The organism is Pseudoxanthomonas sp. CCNWLW251, assembly GCF_037402255.1.
Classification (GTDB): Bacteria; Pseudomonadota; Gammaproteobacteria; order Xanthomonadales; family Xanthomonadaceae; genus Pseudoxanthomonas_A.
The window spans coordinates 446,934-464,949 of record NZ_JBBEGA010000001.1; the positions used below are offsets into that span (position 1 = coordinate 446,934).

Below are 18,016 nucleotides of genomic sequence, written 5' to 3' on the forward strand. Positions count from 1 at the left end.
CCGCTACCGCCGCATGAACACCTCGGGCGGCGCCCGCACCGGGCTGCGGTGCGTGGGCAGTTCGCCCATCAGGCCCAGTTGCGTGGAGAAGTCCGCCAGCCGCGCCCACACGTAGGGTTGCAGATCGTCGGGGGCGGCGTCGTAGACCTGGCGCCACAGCTGATCCATGAACACGCGCGGGTCCTCGCGCAACGCATCGCGTTCGATGCGTTCCCCGGCGACGGCCAGTGCGGCCCGGATGGTGGCCAACGTGTCCATGCCCGCAGCGTAAGGGGCGCACATGCCGGTTGTGTGACATGCCGGCGGTTTTTCCGACGACCGGCACCGTTCTGTGAACGCGATTACGTTCAGGCGAACACTCAGCGGGTGGGTGCCGGCGGATCGTTCCCCTCGCGGAACAGCCACAGCATCGCGCGCCGGTAGGTTTCCCCGATGCTGGCCGCATGCGTACCGTCGGCGATCTCGAAGAAGCCGACCCGCCACGGCGCATCCGCGCGGGACGTCCACGCATCGGCCCACTCCCTCGCCACCCGCCGGCGTTCGACGGTGTCGCGCGTGCCGCTGGCCACCGCCACACGCAGGTCGTCGCGCGCGTGCGGCCGCGCCCCGGCGAACAGCGCGTCACGCGCCGGACCGGGCGCCGGATTGCTGGCGATGCGCCCCCAGAACAGGTCCGGCGCCTCGCGCGCCGACCACAGCACGAAGTAACCCGCGCGCGACTGCCCCACCAGGATGCGTCGCGCCGGATCGACGGCGTAACGACGCTCCACCTCGGGCACCAGTTGCCCGCGCAGGAAGGCCAGGAACCCGGGCGCCCCGCCCTGCTCCGGCGTGGCGTCCGCGCCCGGCGCAGTGAAGTCGGTGTTGCGCTTGTTGGTGGCCGGGTCGAAGCCGCCATAGGCGATGCCCACCAGGATGGCCTCCGGCAGTTTCTCGTCGTAGTGCAGGAACAGATGCGTGGGCGCCAGCAACGGGAACAGGCTGTCGCCATCCAGCAGGTACACCACCGGATAACGCGTCGGTGCCGACACGTCGTAGCCTTCTGGATAGCGCACATAGACGTGGTGCACGCGCCCGGATCCGCGATCCGTCAGCGGAAAGTAGTCCCCCTTCAGCGCAGGCAGATAGTCCAGCGGTACGCGCGGCGCGGTGCCGTCTTCGCCGGTCGGCGCAGGCGGTGCCGCCCGGGCCGTCGGCATCGCGGCCACCAGCAGCCACGCAAGAATGATCATGGTGCAGCGGATCATGTCGTCACCCCCATGCCCGCGCATTGCGGGCCCGGCCGCATTCTCGCAGGATCGGCTGCCTGCCGACCTGACTACTTCGCCGCGGACTTCAATGCCTGCGCGTGCTCCCAGACATCCTTGAACAGCTCCGCGTAGACCTTGCCGTCGCGTTCCGCCAGCGAGGTATTGGTGAACAGCACCACGGCCACGTCTCCCGCTGGCGTGGCGAGCATCTCGGTCCGCACGCCGGGGTCGGAACCGCCGTGGCCGACGAAGCGGCCATCGTACTTGGTGGCCCAGAACAGGCCGGAGTTCTTCTCCGCCAGTACGATGTTGTCCGGCTTGTTCGCCGCGGTGTACTGCAGCCTCATCATCTCCGCGGCCGAGGCAGGCTGCAGGATGCGCGCGCCCTGATACTGGCCGCCGCCAAGCAGCGCAATGAAGAACCGCGACAGTTCAGCCACCGACGTCCGCACGCCACCATCCGGATAGGTGGTCAGGCCGTAGGGCGGGAGGGGAATGCTGAAGCCGTCCTGCGCCACGTACAGCGTGGCATGCGCACCCGCCGGCACCTCCGACAGCAACCAGCCGCTGCGGGCCATCCGCAACGGCGCGAAGATGGTGCGGCGCGTATAGGTGTTCAGCGGTTCGCCGACCGCATGCTCCACGATGTAGCCCGCCAGTGCCGCCCCGATGTTGGAGTACTCGCGGTGCGTGCCCGGCGCGTGCGGCACGAAGTTCTCCGGCGCATAGTCCTTGCCGCCCGCAATCAGATAGCCCGACAGGAAATCACCCAGCGTTTCCGGCGCATCGCCGCCCCAGTGGTACAGGCGCTCGTATACCGCCCAGCGGTCCGTGATGCCCGAGGTGTGCGTGGCCAGCTGGCGCAACGTGATGCGCGCCTCCGGGAACGCGGGATGCACCACCTTGAAAGGCAGATAGCGGTTGATGTCTTCGTCCAGCGACAGCCTGCCGTCCTGCACCGCCTGCATCATCGCCACGCCGGTGAAGGTCTTGCTGATCGAGCCGATCGCCATCACCGTGTCGGGCGTGAACGGCACGCCGCGCTGCTTGTCGGCGAAGCCGTAGCCCTTCGACCACGCCACCTTCCGGTCGATGATCACCGCCGCGCCCACGCCCACCAGGCCGGACCCGGCCATGCGCGCCTGGATACGGGCATCGATGCCCTCGCCCGCCACGCCCGCGGGCGCATCCGCGGCGCCCGCCCTGCCCGACACCAGCATCGCGACCAGTACCGCGGCCACCCGCCATGACGTCCTGAAACGCATCTGTCCTCCCCTGCCGGTACCGGCATGTCGTGTTGGCCATGTCAGGCGAGGGTGGGAACCAGCGCCTGTCCAGCGCGGGAGGATGCACGCAGACCACCGTGCCGGCCAGCAGGATGCGACGAAGCCGCGATGGGACCGACGAATCGCCCTCGCCCCATGCGCACGCCCTATTCCGGCCAGCGCACCACGCTCATGCCCGCGGGCATGGAGGCCCGGACCTCCTGCTGCGCGCTGGCGGGCGTCCACATGCCGTGGCCGATCCGCGAGACATCGTCGAACGTGCCCAGCAGGCGGTAGCGCGCGAACGTGTACGCGATGCCTTCGCTGGCCAGTTCATCCGGGCCGTCGGTGAGGGCGAAGTGCAGTTGCGGAGCGGAGGCGCTGCCACTGAACCCGACCTCGGCGATCCTGTCGCCCGCCTTGACGCGCGTGCCGGGCGTGACCGTCGCACTGCCGGGGCGCAGGTGGCCGTAGTGCGCGTAGTAGCCGTTGTCGAGCTGCAGGACCACGTGGTTGCCTTCGGTGCCGGTGATGCCGTCCGACAGTCGCGTGCGCTCCGGCGACCGGTCGTGCACGCGACTCACCACGCCATCGGCCACGGCATACACAGGCTGTCCATGACTGTAGGTGCGTGCGGCAAGATCGTTGCCCGCCGGCGCCTTGCGGCCGGATGCATCCAGCTTCACCCAGTCGGCCGCATGGCGACCGGGGGTACGCAGGGCACCGTTGAAGGCATAGCCCACGCGGCGATGCCCGCGCGCCCAGCGGGGATCATGGATGGCGACCCACGGACCGCCGTCGAGCGGTGGCGCCAGCACCGGGGTCCTGCCGTCGATCACCGGTGTCGAACCGCCTTCGATCGTGTCGATGCCCGCACCGGCATCCACATCCGCAAAGCCGACCCGATGGCGCAAGGCGCCGGGCAACGCGCCCTTCAATGGCAGTTCGATGAACACCACGCCGCGCCGCCCCGACGGGATCGCATCGAAGGTCTCGGCCTTCCACTGAACGCCCGAGCGGTCCAGCCGTTGCTCCAGCGCCGCGCCTTCGTAGGCGGCCAGCACGCGCCCGTCAGCTGCATCCAGTACGTCAACGCGCACGGGTCGCAGATCGCGGCGGGCATGGTTGTCCAGGTGCAGTTCGTAGACCAGTTCGTGGCCTTCCTGCATCGCGCGCGCCATCGGCGCCACGGGTACGCGCAGGCCGAAGGACTCCCTGGGTTGCGCTGCCCACGCAGGCAGCGCACTGCAGGCCAGCATCGCGATCACGGACCAACGGCCAAGGTGGAACCGCATGCAGGATTCTCCGGGATGAATATGGTGGGCGGATGCCGCAGCGGCTTCGATGCTCCACGCCCGCGCAGGCCGCCGCACTGTGCCATGGAACGGTGCCACCCGGCCCGCTGCCCTGCCCTCGATGTGGTCGCCACCACCGCGGGGCGGCTCAGCCGCCGACATCCGCCAGGTGCGGCGCCTGTTCGAAACATTCGATCAGCAACTCGGTGAGCGCCCGCACCTTGAGTGAAGGATGCTGGCCGGGCGGCCGGATGACATAGATGCCGGCCGGCGGCGGCGGATAGCGGGTCATGACCGACACCAGCGCGCCGGAGGCCACGTAGTCGCGGGTAAGGCCATCGGGAAGCCACGCGATGCCGAGCCCCGCGACGGCGGCGGCAATCAGCGCGGTGCCGTTGTCGGCCTTGAAGCGCCCGCGCGGGTGCACGGTGATGACCTCGTCGCCGTCCATGAACTGCCACGCTTCGGTTCCCTGCATCAGCGCTTCATGCGCGGCGAGGTCACCCGGAACCTCGGGGGCGCCATGCACCTCGAGATAATCCGGGCTCGCGACGAGCTTTCCATACAGCGGCCCCACGCAGCGCGCGACCAGAGTGGAATCCTGCAGATAGCCCACGCGGATCGCGCAATCGAACCCCTCCGCGACCAGATCGACGAAGCGATCGCTGTAGGCGGTATGCACATGCAGCTGCGGGTGGCGCCGCGCCATTTCCGCGAGCACGGAAGCGAAGTGGGTCGGCCCGAAGGACAGCGGCGCCGCAATGCGCAGGCGGCCACGCAGGTCACCGCTGGGCAGGATGCTTTCCCGGGCCGCGTCGATCTCGGCGCAGGCCCGGGCGGCGTGTTCGCGGAACGTGGTGCCGGCATCGGTGAGCGCAGCGCCGCGCGTGGTGCGTGCAAGCAGTTGCACGCCCAGTTCCGCCTCGATCCGGACCAGCCGCCGACTGACGATGGACTTGGCAACGCCGAGCCGACGCGCAGCGGGGGAAACGCCGCCGGCATCGGCCACTTCCACGAATGTCCGCAGGTCTTCGATATCCAACGTGGTCTCCCGGATGCGCGACATAGCCTGCCACAGCCGTCGCGAATCCCGTGTTCCCGATTCCGCGACACAGCTTGGCACGAACGGGCGCTACCGCCCCGCGCAAGGGGATGACAAGGTTTTCGCCGGGACGATGCACCCACCGCTGCGTCCGTCTCTGCACCTTCCCCTCACCACAGGATGTATCCATGACTTTTCGCAACGGTCTTGCGTCGCTGCTTCGTCCGGAAGACTCGGTCCTCGTTCTGATCGACCACCAGCCGTACCAGCTCGCCAACCTCAACAGCCACGACCCGCACATGGTGGTCAACAATGCCACCGCGCTGGCGAAATCCGCCAAGGCGTTCGGTGTGCCCACCATCCTGACCAGCGTCATCGCCGAACGCGGCGGCCTCATCTTTCCGCAGATCACCGACGTGCTTCCGGGCCAGGAGGTGATCGACCGGACGTTCATCAACACCTGGGAAGACCGCAAGGTGGTGGACGCGGTCAAGGCGACGGGCCGCAAGCAACTCATCATCGCCGGCCTGTGGACCGAGATCTGCGTCGCCATGCCGGTGATCCAGGCACTGGGCGAAGGCTGGGATGTCACCGTCATCACCGATGCCTCCGGCGCGGTGTCGGTCGAGGCGCACCAGGTGGCCATCCAGCGCATGATCGCGGCGGGCGCGAACATGATGACCTGGCTGGCAGTCGCGGCCGAATGGCAGCGCGACTGGGCTCGGACCGACCACGCCGCCGAACTGACGGAGGTGCTCAAGCAGCATGCCGCAGGCAGCGGGATCGCGTACCTGTGGGAACAGCAACTGCTCAACACGCCGGTGCCGCGCAGCGCAGACTGACCCGCGCGGGATGACGGGGAACCGGATCGTCGCGGCGGGAAAAGCCCGCGACATATTTTTCAGATACCGGTGAAACGACACACCGCATCCAGTCGGGTGCGGCCTGAGCACCTGGCCGTGCCCGACCTTCGCCACGCGGATGTTCAGCGCGGAATGCGCGCGATGACCTTGATCTCGAAGTCGAAGCCCGCGAGCCAGGTGACGCCGATCGCGGTCCAGGCCGGATAGGGCGCTTGCGGAAAGATCTCGTCCTTCACGGCCAGGACCGTGTCGAACTGGCGTGCGGGATCGGTATGGAAGGTGGTGACGTCGACGATATCGTCGAATCCGCATCCGGCCGCACGCAGGGTCGCTTCCAGATTGGCGAACGCCAGGCGGACCTGGGCTTCGAAATCCGGTTCGGGCGAACCGTCGTCGCGGCTGCCGACCTGACCGGACACGAACAGCAGGTCATCCGACCTGATCGCGGCAGAATAGCGGTGGGTGGCGTACAGCGCATGCCGACCGGCGGGGAAAACAGCATCACGGGCACTCATGGGATATCTCCTGTGGGCCGGCAGTTCCGGCGCGTGGGATCACTCTAGGCAGCCGCGCCCGCGCGATAAACACGCCGGTCCGGAGATCACTGTTTGTAGAATCCAAACAATCCCGTTCGGCCCTCTGGAGACCACATGGACCGTATCGATGCGATGCAGGCCTTCGTCCGCGTGGTGGAAACCGGCAGCTTCACCCAGGCCGCCGACACGCTGCAGACCAGCAGGACGCGCGTGACCCAGCTCGTGCAGCAGCTGGAGACCCACCTCCGCGTGAAGCTGCTCCACCGCACCACGCGCAGGGTCAACGCCACCGCCGACGGGACCGCCTACTACGAGCGCGTCGTGCGCCTGCTGGCCGACCTGGACGATGCCGAGACCAGTCTGTCGGCAGCCTCCGCCTCGCCGCGCGGCCGCCTGCGCGTCGACGTGCCCGCGCCCTTGGCCACCCTGGTCGTGGTGCCGGCCCTGCCCGCCTTCCACGCGCGGTATCCGGACATCCAGTTGGACCTGGGCGCCAGCGACCGCAAGGTGGACCTGATCGACGAGAACGTGGACTGCGTGGTGCGCGGCGGCGAGCTCACCGAGCCGTCGCTGCGCGCGCGCCACATCGCCGACCTGGCGCTGGGGGTGTACGCCGCGCCGGACTATCTGGCGCATGCGGGTGAGCCGCTGCATCCGCAGGCACTGGAAGACAGCGACCACCGCATCATCGGGTATCGCGGTTCGCGCGCCGGCACGCCACTGGCGTATGCGATGCGGCGCGGCGACGAGCAGTTGCGCGTGCACGGCCGGCATGTGCTGTCGGTGGATGACGGCAATACGTATCTGGCCGCGGGCATCGCCGGCCTGGGCGTGTTGTGGCTACCGCAGTACATGGCGCGCGCACCGCTCGCGCGCGGCGAACTGGTGCCACTGTTCGAGGACTGGCAGCTCGACCCGATGCCGCTGTACGTGGCCTTCCCGCCAAGCCGGCACGTCAGCCGCAAGCTGCGCGTGTTCATCGACTGGATCGTGGAGCTGATGGCGCAGCATGCGCCGGCCATACAGCCGCCGCGTTGAGTGGGCGTCCTTGCTCCGGCGGCCTGAGAGTGAGCACATGGCTCGCCATCACGCCGAACCCGAAGCCGCAATCCGAACCGGAACCGACCTGCTTGATCTTCACCTCATCGCCGACAGATGCGTTTACCTGAAATTCTCCGATGTGCGGTTGCCCGGATTTCATCCTTTAACCGTGATAGCAGGCGTAAGGTCATCTGCTTGCAACGGTGAGTCAGGAGCAAGGAATGTCGGAAGCCAGACGGTTGGACGGCAATCAGGCGCGTCGGCTGGAGATACTGAGTGGTATTGCGGATGACCTGGTTGCCGCGGCCATGTACGTGGATCGGATACTGGATGCAGCGCCAAACAGCGACGTCGAGGCGTGGTGGACGGCGGCCCTGGTTCACTATGGCCGTTGCTTCGGCAAGGGCGTCGCGCCCTGGGGTGCTGCCGAGGTGATCGGGAGCCTCCCAGAACTGCTTCATGTGCGCCACCGGCACTTCAGGAGGCTGCGCGACACGCTGGTTTCCCACCCTGGGGGCGTCGATCACACCTACGCCGCAAAGGCCGTGCGTGATCGCGACGGCTACCTCCGTATCGGCTGCGAACGGGTCCCGATGTTCTCCCTGGGCCGTCTTGAGGCCATGGATTTTTCCGAACTTCTGGATGCGCTGCAGACCCTGGTCGACCGGCGGAGAGTCGAGGTGGAGAACGATCTCCGGATACAACTCTCCGGGATGACGGAGGAAGAATTCGGGCAGATGCCGCTTTCCAATGCAGCGGGTAAAACGGATCACAGCGAGGCCGGCGTCGTACGCCATGCGCCGGGCGACCGGCCGAATTGATGGTCCCCCTTACGATGGAAGCACGCGCGTAGGATGGGTTGAGCCAAAGGCGATACCCATCGCGTGCAGGGATCCACAACAGCGAGTTGTGACGGCGACGGCTACACGAACAACGCAGTGGAGACTTTAGGCTCTGCCATGCCGTCGTATCTACAGGCTCATCCCACGCTGCCCGACAGCGCGCCGCAGTACATCATCGTGCGGCACACCGCGATCTGCGCGATGCCAAACCCGACGCAGCAGGTAAGGAAGCCGATACCGAAGGCGGCTGCCGGGCGCAGCTGGCGGCGCCGGATGACGACGGCTGCAATGACCGCGCCAACAGCCAAGCCAGGCAGGGAGAACAGGTGGCCGAGCCCAAGAAGTCCTTCCGGCTGCGGCAGGGATGCTTGCCATGCCCAGTAAAGGAGGACAGACACGCCCAATGCCGACGATGCACCGGCAGAAAACAGGGGCGGCACGCGCGCACTCTGCACCGCGCCTATCAGGACCGCCCAGGCGAGGACGTAGTACCAGACGCCCGCATAGATGGGATCTCCCATAACGGCCGTCGCCGCGAGGATGGCGGCGCCTATTCCAAAGGCGGCAATGACATCTGTTGCGCGCGAATATCTCTGCATGGATGCTCACAACGGGATTGGGCTAGCGCGTAGGATGGGTTGAGCCGAAGGCGATACCCATCGCGTGCAGGGACCGACAACAGCGAGTTGTGACGGCGACAGAAGCAGCGCAACGCAAACTTCAATCTCTGCCATGCTGTCGTATCGATGGGTATCGCCTTCGGCTCAACCCATCCTACGGTTGCCGCTCATCTGTTCTTCAGGCCGGCAACGACTTCCCGCACGCTCAGTCCCAGTTCGAGCTGCAGGCGCACGTATTCGCGCTCTTTGCGCGACAGGTTGCGCCCCATCTCGATGCGTACGTCCTCGGCCTCCAGGATGCGCAGGATCCTCGGCATCGCCGAGCCGATGGCGTCCTGCCCGTAACCCGCCTCGCGCAGAGCGGCACTCAGAAGGGCTTCGATATCCATGATGCGTCCAGATCAAATAAAGGTGCCGCATTGTGCACCAGCAGCCCGCGACAGGTCGGGGTGAACGAAGTGAAGCCCGACACCGCTGGCTTTCCGATATTCCGATGTCGGCGTTCGCGAGCTCACCCACAATCGACACACTCCCTCAACATCCCATCGGCGGCAAGAACGCCACCGTCGTCACCTCGACCCATTTCCCCTTCCGCAGCACTTCCACCCTCACGCGCACCGCACTGATCGCCACGAACGGCACCACCGTGCCCAGCGCGTCTCCTTCCCCGATGCGGGGAATCCAGTCATCGGCCATCGCCGGATCGCCCTGCGCCACCGCGTACGCACGCACCGCCTGCTCAAGTTCCCCACGCGTGTACTTCGGGAAGCACGCGTGCTGTTCCGCTGACGGCGTCGGCAACACGAACGACACCGCATCGAGCGCGTCCGCCGCCTCCCAGTCCGATACACAGTGCTTCCAGTCCGTGAGATCCAGGTGCGGGCCTTCCGCACTCAGGCCCAGGCTGGTTTCGTACTGCACTCGCACCCGGTACGTTTCGCCCGCCTTCGCCGGCTGCACCTGCAATGTCGCGCCGTACACCTCGTCGCCCAGGTCCAGCGGCACCGTCAACGCCGCCGGCACCGCACCTTCGCTCTGCCACCCGGAGAACGAAGAGTCCGGACCTTCATGCGGCAATACCCGCAGGCCCGACAACGTCTGCGCCTGCGCCAGCAATGGCACGCACACCACCAACATCAACAACAGCACAGTCCATGAGCGCGACGGCTGGCTTGCGCGTGATTCCTTCATTCCCTGCTCCCTGCGGGACTCCGACAGCCCCGGGGCGGATGGTAGCGCGGCGTGAAGACGTTGCGGTGGGGGGCTGCGCTCGCCCCTCATCCGGCCTTCGGCCACCTTCTCCCCGCCGCACGGGGAAAAGGAAAGCGTGGTCCATCTGCAGTCATCGTGTAGCGGGCATGAGACCTGCCATGGCCCTGTCGCGAGAAGGACGTGCTGAACGCCACTCCACCGATACCCGGATGAACTTCACGAAGGCGTGACCGGAGCCGCCCTATGGTCGGGGGAACCACGAATGCGCATGGCGCAGAGGAACCCCATGACCATGATCAGACTGCGGGCCACCGGTCCGCGCACCGGCTTCGATGCGCTGGTGACGGCGTTGCACGGACTGGACGGCGTGGAACGCGCGGAGGAACTGGCGGACCTGATGCCGCACATGGACGACGACGACTCCAGTTCCGCCGGCCTCACCGACGACATCGGCGGCAGCGACGTGCATGCGCTGGAGGTCGAAGCAGGTTCTTCGCACGCCGATGCCGTGCGCGACGCTGCCGACGATGTCGCCGCGCAGTACGGCCTGGTGCTCGAGTACGTCGACGACTTCTGAGGCGCGATGGGCGGCCTGCACTACACCACGGATGCGATGCCCGGCCTGCGCAGGCGCCGCCGCGGACGTGGCTTCACGTACCTGGATGCGCGCGGCCGCGCGGTTCGCGATCCCGCCACGCTTGCGCGTATCCACCAGTTGGCCATTCCCCCCGCCTATACCGATGTATGGATCTGCGCCGATGCACGCGGCCACCTGCAGGCCACCGGGCGCGACGCGCGCGGGCGCAAGCAGTACCGCTACCACCGCGCGTGGCAGGCCGAGCGCGGGGCACGCAAGTACGACCGCTTGATCGCATTCGCCGAAGCCCTCCCACGCCTGCGCCGGCAGGTGCGCGCCGATCTCGCCCTGCCGGGCTTCCCGCGCGAAAAAGTGGTGGCGCTGGTCGTCGCCCTGCTCGGCCATACCCTGCTGCGGGTGGGCAACGCGAGCTACGCGAAGGAGAACGGTTCGTACGGCCTTACCACCCTGCGCAACGTGCACGCGCACTTCATCGCCGGGGGCGAAGTGCGCTTCGCCTTCCGCGGCAAGGGCGGCAAGGCGCTGGCATCCCGCGTCAGCGATGCGCGCCTGGTGCGGCTGGTGCGCCAGTGCCGGCAACTGCCGGGACAGGCGCTGTTCCAGTATCGCGAGCATGGCCGCGTGCAGCGCATCACCTCGGGCGACGTCAACGACTATCTGCAGACGCACCTGCATGGCCCGTACACCGCGAAGGATTTCCGCACGCTGGGCGCCACGTTGTTCGCCTTCCGCGCCCTGGCGGCACTGCCAGCGCCGGCGAAGGAGGATGCATCGGCCCGCGCGCAGGTGCGGCTGGCCGTGCTGCGTGGGGCCGCCGACCTGCTGGGCAATACGCCGCGCATCTGCGAGAAGAACTACGTGGACCCGCGTGTATTCAGCGGGTGGGAAGACGGCCGCCTGCAGCGCGCCGCCGTGGGTGCGAGTGGTGCGCGGCAGTGGGAGACCGCCACGATCCGCTATCTCCGCCGCGTGCAGCGCGGCGCTTCCTGAGGGGATCGGGGCATGGCGCCCTGCACCCGGGGAACCCCTGGGGGTGTTCGAGCTGCCACTGCGATCCGGCTTACATCGTGTGGGTCGGCTTCTCGCCGCCGAGGCTGCCCGCCAGCATCGTTTCGATGCGGTTCTTGATGGCTTCGCCTTCACTGTTCTCGGCGAACTGCACGCCGATGCCGGCAGCACGGTTGCCCTGCGCGCCGATGGGCGTCACCCATACCACCTTGCCGGCCACCGGCAGGCGGTCGCTGGATTCGGGCAGGGTAAGCAGCAGGAAGACCTCGTCGCCGAGGAAGTAGCGTTTCGGCGTGGGCACGAAGATGCCGCCGCCTTTCACGAACGGCATGTAGGCGTTGTACAGCGCGGCCTTGTCTTTCACTGCCAGCGACAGGATGCCCTGCCGTCCACCTGCTGCATTCATTCCCCGTCTCCGTGCGTGTCGGTCATCCGCGCCGCGCACCGACAGCGCGACCGCGGTCGCTGCCGGCCCAGGCCAGCAGCAGTTCCACCATGGCCAGATCGCCACGTACCGTGGTCCGCAACAGATCGCGGGTGCGGTTGGCGGCATCGAACCAGGTGGCCAGCTTGTTCAATCGGGCCGGATCGGTCAAGCCGACAGTGCCGGCCTGTTCCAGCGCGAGGTCGGCCGCGTGCCGCAGCCGCGCATCGGCCAGTTCGTCGTTGGCCCAGCGCTGCGCGGTTTCCACCACGCCGATCTCGCCTTTCTCCAGCCGCTGCAGGTCGCGGGCCACCGCCTCGCGCAAGGCCAGCCCGTCGTGGCGCAACCAGTCGTCCGCCAGACCGGGGTGGCCACGCGCGGCATCCAGCGCACGCGCGGCCTCGGCCGCCGCGTGGCCCTGCGCCTGCAGCCAGACCAGGGCTTCTTCACGCGGTGGCAGGCGGAACTCGATGCGCTGGCAACGGCTGCGGATGGTCGCCGGCAAACGCGCGGGCTGCGCACTGACCAGCCACAGGTAGCGTCCCGGCGCGGGCTCTTCCAGCGTCTTCAACAAGGCGTTGCAGGCTGAACGGTTGATCGCGTCGGCCGGGTCGATCAGGGCCACCTGCGCGCCGCCGTACTGCGGCGTCAGCGCCAGCTTCTGCGACACCTCGCGGATCTGGTCGATCACGATCTCGGTGCGCAGCTTGCTGCCATCCTTGGTGGCGACGAACGAGATGACCTGCAGGTCGGGGTGCGTGCCTGCGTCGATCAGGCGCGTGCTGCGGTCGCCGGGGGCGGGTTCGCCGTGCGCGTCGCGCTGCTGCGCCAGCACGCGGCGGGCCAGCCGATCCAGCACCGCCCGCTTGCCCAGCCCGGCGGGGCCGCAGACCAGCAGCCCGTGGCCGAGACGACCGGCGTCCAGCGCCGCGACGGCGTGGTCATAGGCGCGCTGCTGCCAAGGCGAGAACACGGTGCTCATGCTCATGCCAGGTCGCTGTCCGTCAGGGTGCGCAGGTAGGCGCCGATGGCGTCATCGACGGCGGCACCCACGCCGGCCGGCGGCTGCGCGGCATCGATCACCCGGAAGCGTTGCGGCTCGGCAGCCGCACGCGCGCGGAAGCCTGCACGTACACGCTCGAAGAAATCGTCCTGCTCGCTCTCGATGCGGTCCGGCCACAGGTCGCGCCCCGCCGTGCGTGCGCGGCCTTCGCGCACGTCCAGGTCCAGCAGCAGCGTCAGGCCGGGCTTCAGGCCCACCGCACGACGCTCCAGCGCGGCGATCCACTCGGGGTCCAATCCGCGTCCCGCGCCCTGGTAGGCATAACTGGAATCGGTGAAGCGATCGCTGACGACGAATGCGCCACGCCGCAACGCCGGACGCACGACGTCGCGCACATGCTGCGCGCGCGCGGCGAACATCAGGAGCAATTCGGTTTCCGCCGCCAGTGCTTCGTCCTGCGGATTGAGCAGCAACTCGCGGATGCGCTCGGCCAGCGGTGTACCGCCGGGTTCGCGCGTCTGCACGACGTCGTGGCCGGCGGCCTGCAGACGGTCGCGGATGGCCGCGATCGCACTGGTCTTGCCGGCACCCTCGCCGCCCTCGAGCGTGATCAGGCGTGGCTGCGACAGCACGGCTTCGCTCACGGGGCTTCCGCCTTGCGCAGCGTCTCGCGGCGCGTCACCAGGTAGCGCGCCACGGCGGCGTTGTGTTCGGCCAGGGTGGCGGAGAAGATGTGCCGTCCGCTGCCGTCGCCGACTGCGACGAAGTACAGCGCGTCGCCATCGGCGGGATTTACCGCCGCCTTCAACGCGTCCATGCCCGGCATGGCGATCGGGGTGGGCGTCAGGCCCTTGCGGGTATACGTGTTGTACGGCGTGTCGGTGGTCAGGTCGCGGCGCCGGATGTTGCCGTCGTAACTGCTGCCGATGCCGTAGATGACGGTGGGATCGGTCTGCAGCGGCATGCCGATCTTCAGGCGGCGCGCGAACACGCCGGCGATGGCCGGGCGTTCTTCGGCGATGCCGGTTTCCTTCTCGATGATGGAGGCGAGGATCAACGCTTCCTCGGCCGACTGCAGCGGGATGCCGTTGGCACGGCCTTCCCACGCGGCAACCACGGCTTTCTCCATCGCGGCATGGGCACGCTTGAGCACGTCGAGGTCGGATTCGCTGCGCGTGTAGACGTAGGTTTCGGGCAGGAAGCGGCCTTCGGGGTGCTGCCCGGGATGGCCCAGCGCGGCCATCAGTTCGGCATCGCTCATCTGCGCGGTCTTCTGCTGCAGGGGCGTGGCGTTGCGCAGCGCGGCGCGCACCTGGCGGATGTTCCAGCCCTCGACGAGGGTGAAGCGGTACTGCAGCGTGCGGCCCTCGCGCATGCGCTGCAGCAGCTCGCGCGGGGTGAGTTCCGGGGACAGCGCGTACTCGCCGACCTTCAGCTGGCTGGCGGTATTGGTCTCGCGGGCCAGCAGCCGCCATTGCAGGTCGCTGCCATGCGACACACCCTGCGCGCGCAGCTTGCGCAGCACGGTGGGAAAGGCATCGCCACTGGCGACCTCCACGGTGGCCTCCGCGCTGACGCCACCGATGGCGGTATCGGCGAACCCGCGGTGGCCCTGCCACAGCCAGAACGCCGCGCCGGCCGCCAGGGCCAGCAACAGGAGGAAGGTGATGACGATGAAGCGGCAACCGCGCTTGAGAGCTGACGCCACGTAGTCCTCGGTGCTTGAAGCAGGCCGTGCAGGATACCCGGTCGCCGTCTCAGGCTGTAGGCGCGGCCTGATCAGCCGCAGCGGCGCCCCCCTCCTCCCCATATATGGGGAGAAGGCAACAGCAATCAGCCTTCCAGCGCCTTCAGTACGCCTCGGGCCTTGGCGCGGGTTTCATCCAGTTCCCTGTCCGGAATCGAGTCGGCGACGATGCCGGCCCCGGTACGGAAGCGGGCCACGCTGCCCTGTCCGTCGGCCACGATCTCGGCGCTGCGGATCAGGATGTTCAGGTCGAGATCGCCATCGCGGTTCAGCCAGCCGAACGCGCCGGTGTAGGCGCCACGCGGCGTCTGCTCGAGTTCGGCGATGATCTGCATGCAGCGCACCTTGGGGCAGCCGGTGATGGTGCCGCCGGGAAAGGTGGCGCGGATGACATCACCGGGCGTGGCATCGTCACGCAGGTGACCGCGCACGTTGCTGACGATGTGGTGCACGTGGGCATAGCTTTCCACCGTCATCAGCTCGTCCACCTGCACGCTGCCGGGCGTGCACACGCGGCCCAGGTCGTTGCGTTCCAGGTCGATGAGCATGACGTGCTCGGCGCGCTCCTTCGGGTGGCCCACCAGTTCGCGGATGCGCGCGGCATCGTCATCGCCTTCGAAGCGCGGACGCGTGCCGGCGATGGGCCGGGTTTCGACCACGTCGCCACGCACCGACACCAAGCGTTCGGGGGATGAGCTCACCACGGTCCATTCCGACGTGCTGAACAGGCCGGCGAACGGCGCGGGATTGGCGGTGCGCAGCCGCGCGTACAGCGTGGCGGGATCGAGCGGTGTATCGAAATGCGCGCGCCAGGCCCGCGACAGGTTGACCTGGAAGATGTCGCCCGCACGCAGGTAGTCGAGGATGCGGTCCACGCCGTCGGTGAAGCGGCGCGGCGCATCTTCGTCGATGCGTGCGGGAGGTACCCAAGCAGGTAGCGCGGGCTGTCGCGCCGCAATGGCGGCATCGTCCACCGTGCGGGCGATCAGTCCGCCCTGTCCTGCTTCGGCCACCACCACGCAATCACCGGTACTGCGGTCGCGCAGCACGGCGGCAGGACAGCGCAGGGCGAGCGCGACCGGCTGCGTCGCCGGCGCGTGGGGCAGATGCAGGACAGGCTCCACCTGCTGGGCCAGCTCGTACGCCAGCAGCAGCGCCCAGCCACCACGGAACGGCCAGCGTGGTTCTTCACGGGGAACGCGCTGCGCCTGCCAGTGGCGATCGAGCACGGCGAGGAAATCGCCGGCTTCCGCGTTGCCTCGAAGGTCGCGGGTCACGCCATCGGCCCCCAGGCGAAGCCCCGTGCCATCGGCCACCAGCAGGAAATCCCAGCGTCCCTGCGCGGTGCCGGACGCGACGGATTCCAGCAGCACGGGATAGCGCTGCGGATCCTGGCGATGCAGGGCCAGCAGGTCGGTGTCTGAAGGAAGCGCGCGGGTCTCGATCATGTCGTTCCTGGCCCCTCTCCCGCCGGGAGAAGGGTTGGGGAGAGGGTGCGGAGAAGATGCAATGATTCAGGGGTCGATGATTCCGCCGCACCCTCATCCGGCGCTGCGCGCCACCTTCTCCCGGAGGGAGAAGGACGGAACAGGATCAGATCCGCTTGAACACCAGCGTGCCGTTGGTGCCGCCGAAGCCGAAGCCATTCGACACCGCCACATCGATCTTCTTCTCGCGCGCCGTGTGCGGCACGTAGTCGAGATCGCAGCCTTCGCCCGGCTCGTCCAGGTTGATGGTCGGCGGGATGATGCCGTGGTGGATGGCCAGCACGGAGAAGATGGCTTCCGCGCCGCCGGCCGCGCCCAGCAGGTGGCCGGTCATCGACTTGGTGGAACTGACCATGATCTTGTACGCGTGGTCGCCCAGCGCGCGCTTCATCGCCAGCGTTTCGGCCAGGTCGCCCAGCGGCGTGGAGGTGCCGTGCGCGTTGAGGTATTCCACCTGCTCCGGATTCAGGCCGGCGTCCTTCAGTGCGGACCGCATGCAGCGTGATGGGCCCTCGCCGTTCTCGCTGGGCGCGGTCATGTGGTAGGCGTCCTGCGAGGCGCCGAAACCGGCCAGCTCGCAGTAGATGCGTGCGCCACGCGCCTTCGCGTGTTCGTACTCCTCCAACACGAGGATGCCGGCACCGTCGCCCAGCACGAAGCCATCGCGATCCTTGTCCCACGGACGCGAGGCGCGGGCAGGATCGTCGTTGCGGGTGGACATGGCCTTCATCGCGCAGAACCCGCCCACCGACGTCGGCGACGAGCCGCGTTCGGCGCCGCCGGCGATCATCACGTCGGCGTCGCCGTACTGGATGCTGCGCATGGCGATGCCGATCGAGTGGTTCGAGGTGGCGCAGGCGGATACCGCCGAATAGCCGGGCCCTTTCAGCCCCTTCATGATGCTCAGGTGGCCCGGCAGCATGTTGATGATGGTGCTTGGGATGTAGAACGGGGAAATCTTGCGCGGGCCGCCTTCGTGCAGCTTCACCGCGGTCTCCTCGATGCCGAGGATGCCGCCGATGCCTGCACCGATGATGGCGCCGATGCGCTCGGCATTGGCTTCGGTCACTTCCAGTCCGGAGTCGTCCATCGCCATCAGCGACGCGGCCAGTCCGTAGTGGATGAACGAGTCCATCTTCTTCACGTCCTTCGGCGGCACGAAGGCGGTGGGGTCGAAACCGCGGATCTCGCCCGCGATCTTGGTGCTGTAGCCCTCGGTGTCGAAGGTGGTGATCGGACCCAGGCCCGACCGCCCGTTGACGATGCCGTCCCAGCTGCTGGCCATGTCATTGCCCAGGGGGGACACCAGGCCCATGCCGGTGATGACGACGCGACGACGCTGGCTCATATCGGATTCCTCATGGATCTTGGCGGCCGCGCCCTACGCGGGCGCATGGGGGCCGGATACGCGCGGGGCCGCATGCGCGGCCCCGACACGGTTTGCTGCAGGTGCGGGACTTACGCCTTGACGTGCGCCTTGACGTAATCGATGGCCTGCTGCACCGAAGTGATCTTCTCGGCTTCCTCGTCCGGAATTTCGCATTCGAACTCTTCTTCCAGCGCCATCACCAGTTCAACGGTGTCCAGCGAGTCGGCGCCCAGGTCATCGACGAACGATGCACTGGTGGTGACTTCCTCTTCCTTCACGCCGAGTTGTTCGACGACGATTTTCTTGACGCGTTCTTCGATGCTGCTCATGGATTCGCTCCAGACGGAGATGGGTGACGTGTTGGATTCTGCCGACGCGGGGCGAGGGCAAACCGGGGATAGTGTAGTGGAAACC

At 67.8% G+C, this 18,016-nt stretch carries 21 protein-coding genes; 5 read left to right on the plus strand and 16 right to left on the minus strand.

The features are described 5' to 3' along the window. Positions 1-3: 3 nt before the first annotated feature. From WBN46_RS02040 to WBN46_RS02060, 5 genes are all read right to left on the minus strand, one after another. Positions 4-258 (minus strand): hypothetical protein, encoded by a 255-nt coding sequence (locus tag WBN46_RS02040; protein WP_337730107.1) that lies wholly within the window; start codon positions 256-258, stop codon positions 4-6. A gap of 101 nt (positions 259-359) precedes the next feature. Beyond that, complete coding sequence (locus WBN46_RS02045; RefSeq protein WP_337730108.1) at positions 360-1,232, minus strand: alpha/beta hydrolase-fold protein; 873 nt, start codon at positions 1,230-1,232, stop codon at positions 360-362. Between the two features lie 86 nt (positions 1,233-1,318). After that, the gene (locus WBN46_RS02050) at positions 1,319-2,515 is read right to left on the minus strand and encodes a serine hydrolase domain-containing protein (RefSeq protein ID WP_337730109.1); all 1,197 of its coding nucleotides are present in this window, start codon (positions 2,513-2,515) and stop codon (positions 1,319-1,321) included. A 167-nt stretch (positions 2,516-2,682) separates the two neighbouring features. Continuing rightward, a complete protein-coding gene (locus WBN46_RS02055) occupies positions 2,683-3,810 on the minus strand; it encodes a peptidoglycan DD-metalloendopeptidase family protein (protein WP_337730110.1) in 1,128 nt (375 codons plus the stop codon). Between the two features lie 148 nt (positions 3,811-3,958). Next, positions 3,959-4,876 (minus strand): LysR family transcriptional regulator, encoded by a 918-nt coding sequence (locus WBN46_RS02060; RefSeq protein WP_337730111.1) that lies wholly within the window; start codon positions 4,874-4,876, stop codon positions 3,959-3,961. Positions 4,877-5,040: 164 nt separating this feature from the next. On the opposite strand from WBN46_RS02060, the gene WBN46_RS02065 reads away from it, so the two are divergent. After that, positions 5,041-5,694, plus strand: a complete 654-nt coding sequence (locus WBN46_RS02065; RefSeq protein ID WP_337730112.1) for a hydrolase — start codon at positions 5,041-5,043, stop codon at positions 5,692-5,694. Positions 5,695-5,837: 143 nt separating this feature from the next. Here the strand turns inward: WBN46_RS02065 and WBN46_RS02070 are convergent, their stop codons facing one another. Further along, positions 5,838-6,230: a RidA family protein gene (locus WBN46_RS02070; RefSeq protein WP_337730113.1), complete on the minus strand. Its 393-nt coding sequence runs from the start codon at positions 6,228-6,230 to the stop codon at positions 5,838-5,840. Between the two features lie 135 nt (positions 6,231-6,365). Between WBN46_RS02070 and WBN46_RS02075 the strand changes: the two genes are divergently transcribed. Together WBN46_RS02075 and WBN46_RS02080 are read left to right on the plus strand one after the other, a co-directional pair. Then, positions 6,366-7,289 carry a LysR substrate-binding domain-containing protein gene (locus WBN46_RS02075; protein WP_337730114.1) on the plus strand — a complete coding sequence of 308 codons (924 nt, stop codon included), beginning with the start codon at positions 6,366-6,368 and terminating at the stop codon, positions 7,287-7,289. Between the two features lie 224 nt (positions 7,290-7,513). Further along, the gene (locus tag WBN46_RS02080) at positions 7,514-8,113 is read left to right on the plus strand and encodes a hypothetical protein (protein ID WP_337730115.1); all 600 of its coding nucleotides are present in this window, start codon (positions 7,514-7,516) and stop codon (positions 8,111-8,113) included. 158 nt (positions 8,114-8,271) lie between these two features. Here the strand turns inward: WBN46_RS02080 and WBN46_RS02085 are convergent, their stop codons facing one another. The 3 genes from WBN46_RS02085 to WBN46_RS02095 all read right to left on the minus strand — a co-directional run bounded on the left by WBN46_RS02085 (position 8,272) and on the right by WBN46_RS02095 (position 9,945). Beyond that, a complete protein-coding gene (locus WBN46_RS02085; protein WP_337730116.1) occupies positions 8,272-8,733 on the minus strand; it encodes a hypothetical protein in 462 nt (153 codons plus the stop codon). Positions 8,734-8,921: 188 nt separating this feature from the next. Continuing rightward, complete coding sequence (locus WBN46_RS02090) at positions 8,922-9,143, minus strand: polyprenyl synthetase (RefSeq protein WP_277729408.1); 222 nt, start codon at positions 9,141-9,143, stop codon at positions 8,922-8,924. Positions 9,144-9,288: 145 nt separating this feature from the next. Beyond that, entirely contained in the window at positions 9,289-9,945 is a 657-nt protein-coding gene (locus WBN46_RS02095) for a hypothetical protein (protein WP_337730117.1), read from the minus strand. 307 nt (positions 9,946-10,252) lie between these two features. On the opposite strand from WBN46_RS02095, the gene WBN46_RS02100 reads away from it, so the two are divergent. Continuing rightward, positions 10,253-10,543 carry a hypothetical protein gene (locus WBN46_RS02100; RefSeq protein WP_337730118.1) on the plus strand — a complete coding sequence of 97 codons (291 nt, stop codon included), beginning with the start codon at positions 10,253-10,255 and terminating at the stop codon, positions 10,541-10,543. Between the two features lie 6 nt (positions 10,544-10,549). Further along, positions 10,550-11,554, plus strand: a complete 1,005-nt coding sequence (locus tag WBN46_RS02105) for a DNA topoisomerase IB (RefSeq protein ID WP_337730119.1) — start codon at positions 10,550-10,552, stop codon at positions 11,552-11,554. 70 nt (positions 11,555-11,624) lie between these two features. Here WBN46_RS02105 and WBN46_RS02110 read toward each other — a convergent pair whose 3' ends face one another. The 7 genes from WBN46_RS02110 to acpP all read right to left on the minus strand — a co-directional run bounded on the left by WBN46_RS02110 (position 11,625) and on the right by acpP (position 17,931). After that, complete coding sequence (locus WBN46_RS02110; protein ID WP_277729389.1) at positions 11,625-11,978, minus strand: PilZ domain-containing protein; 354 nt, start codon at positions 11,976-11,978, stop codon at positions 11,625-11,627. 22 nt (positions 11,979-12,000) lie between these two features. Then, entirely contained in the window at positions 12,001-12,978 is a 978-nt protein-coding gene (locus WBN46_RS02115) for a DNA polymerase III subunit delta' (RefSeq protein ID WP_337730862.1), read from the minus strand. 2 nt (positions 12,979-12,980) lie between these two features. Continuing rightward, entirely contained in the window at positions 12,981-13,643 is a 663-nt protein-coding gene (gene tmk / locus WBN46_RS02120; protein ID WP_192200774.1) for a dTMP kinase, read from the minus strand. Next, positions 13,640-14,707: an endolytic transglycosylase MltG gene (gene mltG / locus WBN46_RS02125; RefSeq protein ID WP_337730120.1), complete on the minus strand. Its 1,068-nt coding sequence runs from the start codon at positions 14,705-14,707 to the stop codon at positions 13,640-13,642. The genes tmk and mltG overlap by 4 nt, the downstream gene beginning before the upstream one ends. A gap of 125 nt (positions 14,708-14,832) precedes the next feature. After that, the gene (locus tag WBN46_RS02130) at positions 14,833-16,194 is read right to left on the minus strand and encodes an aminodeoxychorismate synthase component I (RefSeq protein ID WP_337730121.1); all 1,362 of its coding nucleotides are present in this window, start codon (positions 16,192-16,194) and stop codon (positions 14,833-14,835) included. Positions 16,195-16,339: 145 nt separating this feature from the next. Then, on the minus strand, positions 16,340-17,581 hold the full coding sequence (fabF, locus tag WBN46_RS02135; RefSeq protein ID WP_337730122.1) for a beta-ketoacyl-ACP synthase II: 1,242 nt from the start codon (positions 17,579-17,581) through the stop codon (positions 16,340-16,342). A 110-nt stretch (positions 17,582-17,691) separates the two neighbouring features. Next, entirely contained in the window at positions 17,692-17,931 is a 240-nt protein-coding gene (gene acpP / locus WBN46_RS02140) for an acyl carrier protein (RefSeq protein WP_014161144.1), read from the minus strand. Positions 17,932-18,016: the final 85 nt, after the last annotated feature.

Coding starts and splice junctions, on each gene's coding strand:
- WBN46_RS02080 (WP_337730115.1), top strand. CDS start 7,514: ATGTCGGAAGCCAGACGGTTGGACGGCAATCAGGCGCGTCGGCTGGAG.
- WBN46_RS02055 (WP_337730110.1), bottom strand. CDS start 3,810: ATGCGGTTCCACCTTGGCCGTTGGTCCGTGATCGCGATGCTGGCCTGC.
- WBN46_RS02075 (WP_337730114.1), top strand. CDS start 6,366: ATGGACCGTATCGATGCGATGCAGGCCTTCGTCCGCGTGGTGGAAACC.
- fabF (WP_337730122.1), bottom strand. CDS start 17,581: ATGAGCCAGCGTCGTCGCGTCGTCATCACCGGCATGGGCCTGGTGTCC.
- WBN46_RS02115 (WP_337730862.1), bottom strand. CDS start 12,978: ATGAGCACCGTGTTCTCGCCTTGGCAGCAGCGCGCCTATGACCACGCC.
- WBN46_RS02045 (WP_337730108.1), bottom strand. CDS start 1,232: ATGATCATTCTTGCGTGGCTGCTGGTGGCCGCGATGCCGACGGCCCGG.
- WBN46_RS02090 (WP_277729408.1), bottom strand. CDS start 9,143: ATGGATATCGAAGCCCTTCTGAGTGCCGCTCTGCGCGAGGCGGGTTAC.
- WBN46_RS02040 (WP_337730107.1), bottom strand. CDS start 258: ATGGACACGTTGGCCACCATCCGGGCCGCACTGGCCGTCGCCGGGGAA.
- WBN46_RS02110 (WP_277729389.1), bottom strand. CDS start 11,978: ATGAATGCAGCAGGTGGACGGCAGGGCATCCTGTCGCTGGCAGTGAAA.
- WBN46_RS02100 (WP_337730118.1), top strand. CDS start 10,253: ATGACCATGATCAGACTGCGGGCCACCGGTCCGCGCACCGGCTTCGAT.
- WBN46_RS02070 (WP_337730113.1), bottom strand. CDS start 6,230: ATGAGTGCCCGTGATGCTGTTTTCCCCGCCGGTCGGCATGCGCTGTAC.
- WBN46_RS02105 (WP_337730119.1), top strand. CDS start 10,550: ATGGGCGGCCTGCACTACACCACGGATGCGATGCCCGGCCTGCGCAGG.
- WBN46_RS02050 (WP_337730109.1), bottom strand. CDS start 2,515: ATGCGTTTCAGGACGTCATGGCGGGTGGCCGCGGTACTGGTCGCGATG.
- WBN46_RS02095 (WP_337730117.1), bottom strand. CDS start 9,945: ATGAAGGAATCACGCGCAAGCCAGCCGTCGCGCTCATGGACTGTGCTG.
- WBN46_RS02085 (WP_337730116.1), bottom strand. CDS start 8,733: ATGCAGAGATATTCGCGCGCAACAGATGTCATTGCCGCCTTTGGAATA.
- WBN46_RS02060 (WP_337730111.1), bottom strand. CDS start 4,876: ATGTCGCGCATCCGGGAGACCACGTTGGATATCGAAGACCTGCGGACA.
- WBN46_RS02130 (WP_337730121.1), bottom strand. CDS start 16,194: ATGATCGAGACCCGCGCGCTTCCTTCAGACACCGACCTGCTGGCCCTG.
- acpP (WP_014161144.1), bottom strand. CDS start 17,931: ATGAGCAGCATCGAAGAACGCGTCAAGAAAATCGTCGTCGAACAACTC.
- WBN46_RS02065 (WP_337730112.1), top strand. CDS start 5,041: ATGACTTTTCGCAACGGTCTTGCGTCGCTGCTTCGTCCGGAAGACTCG.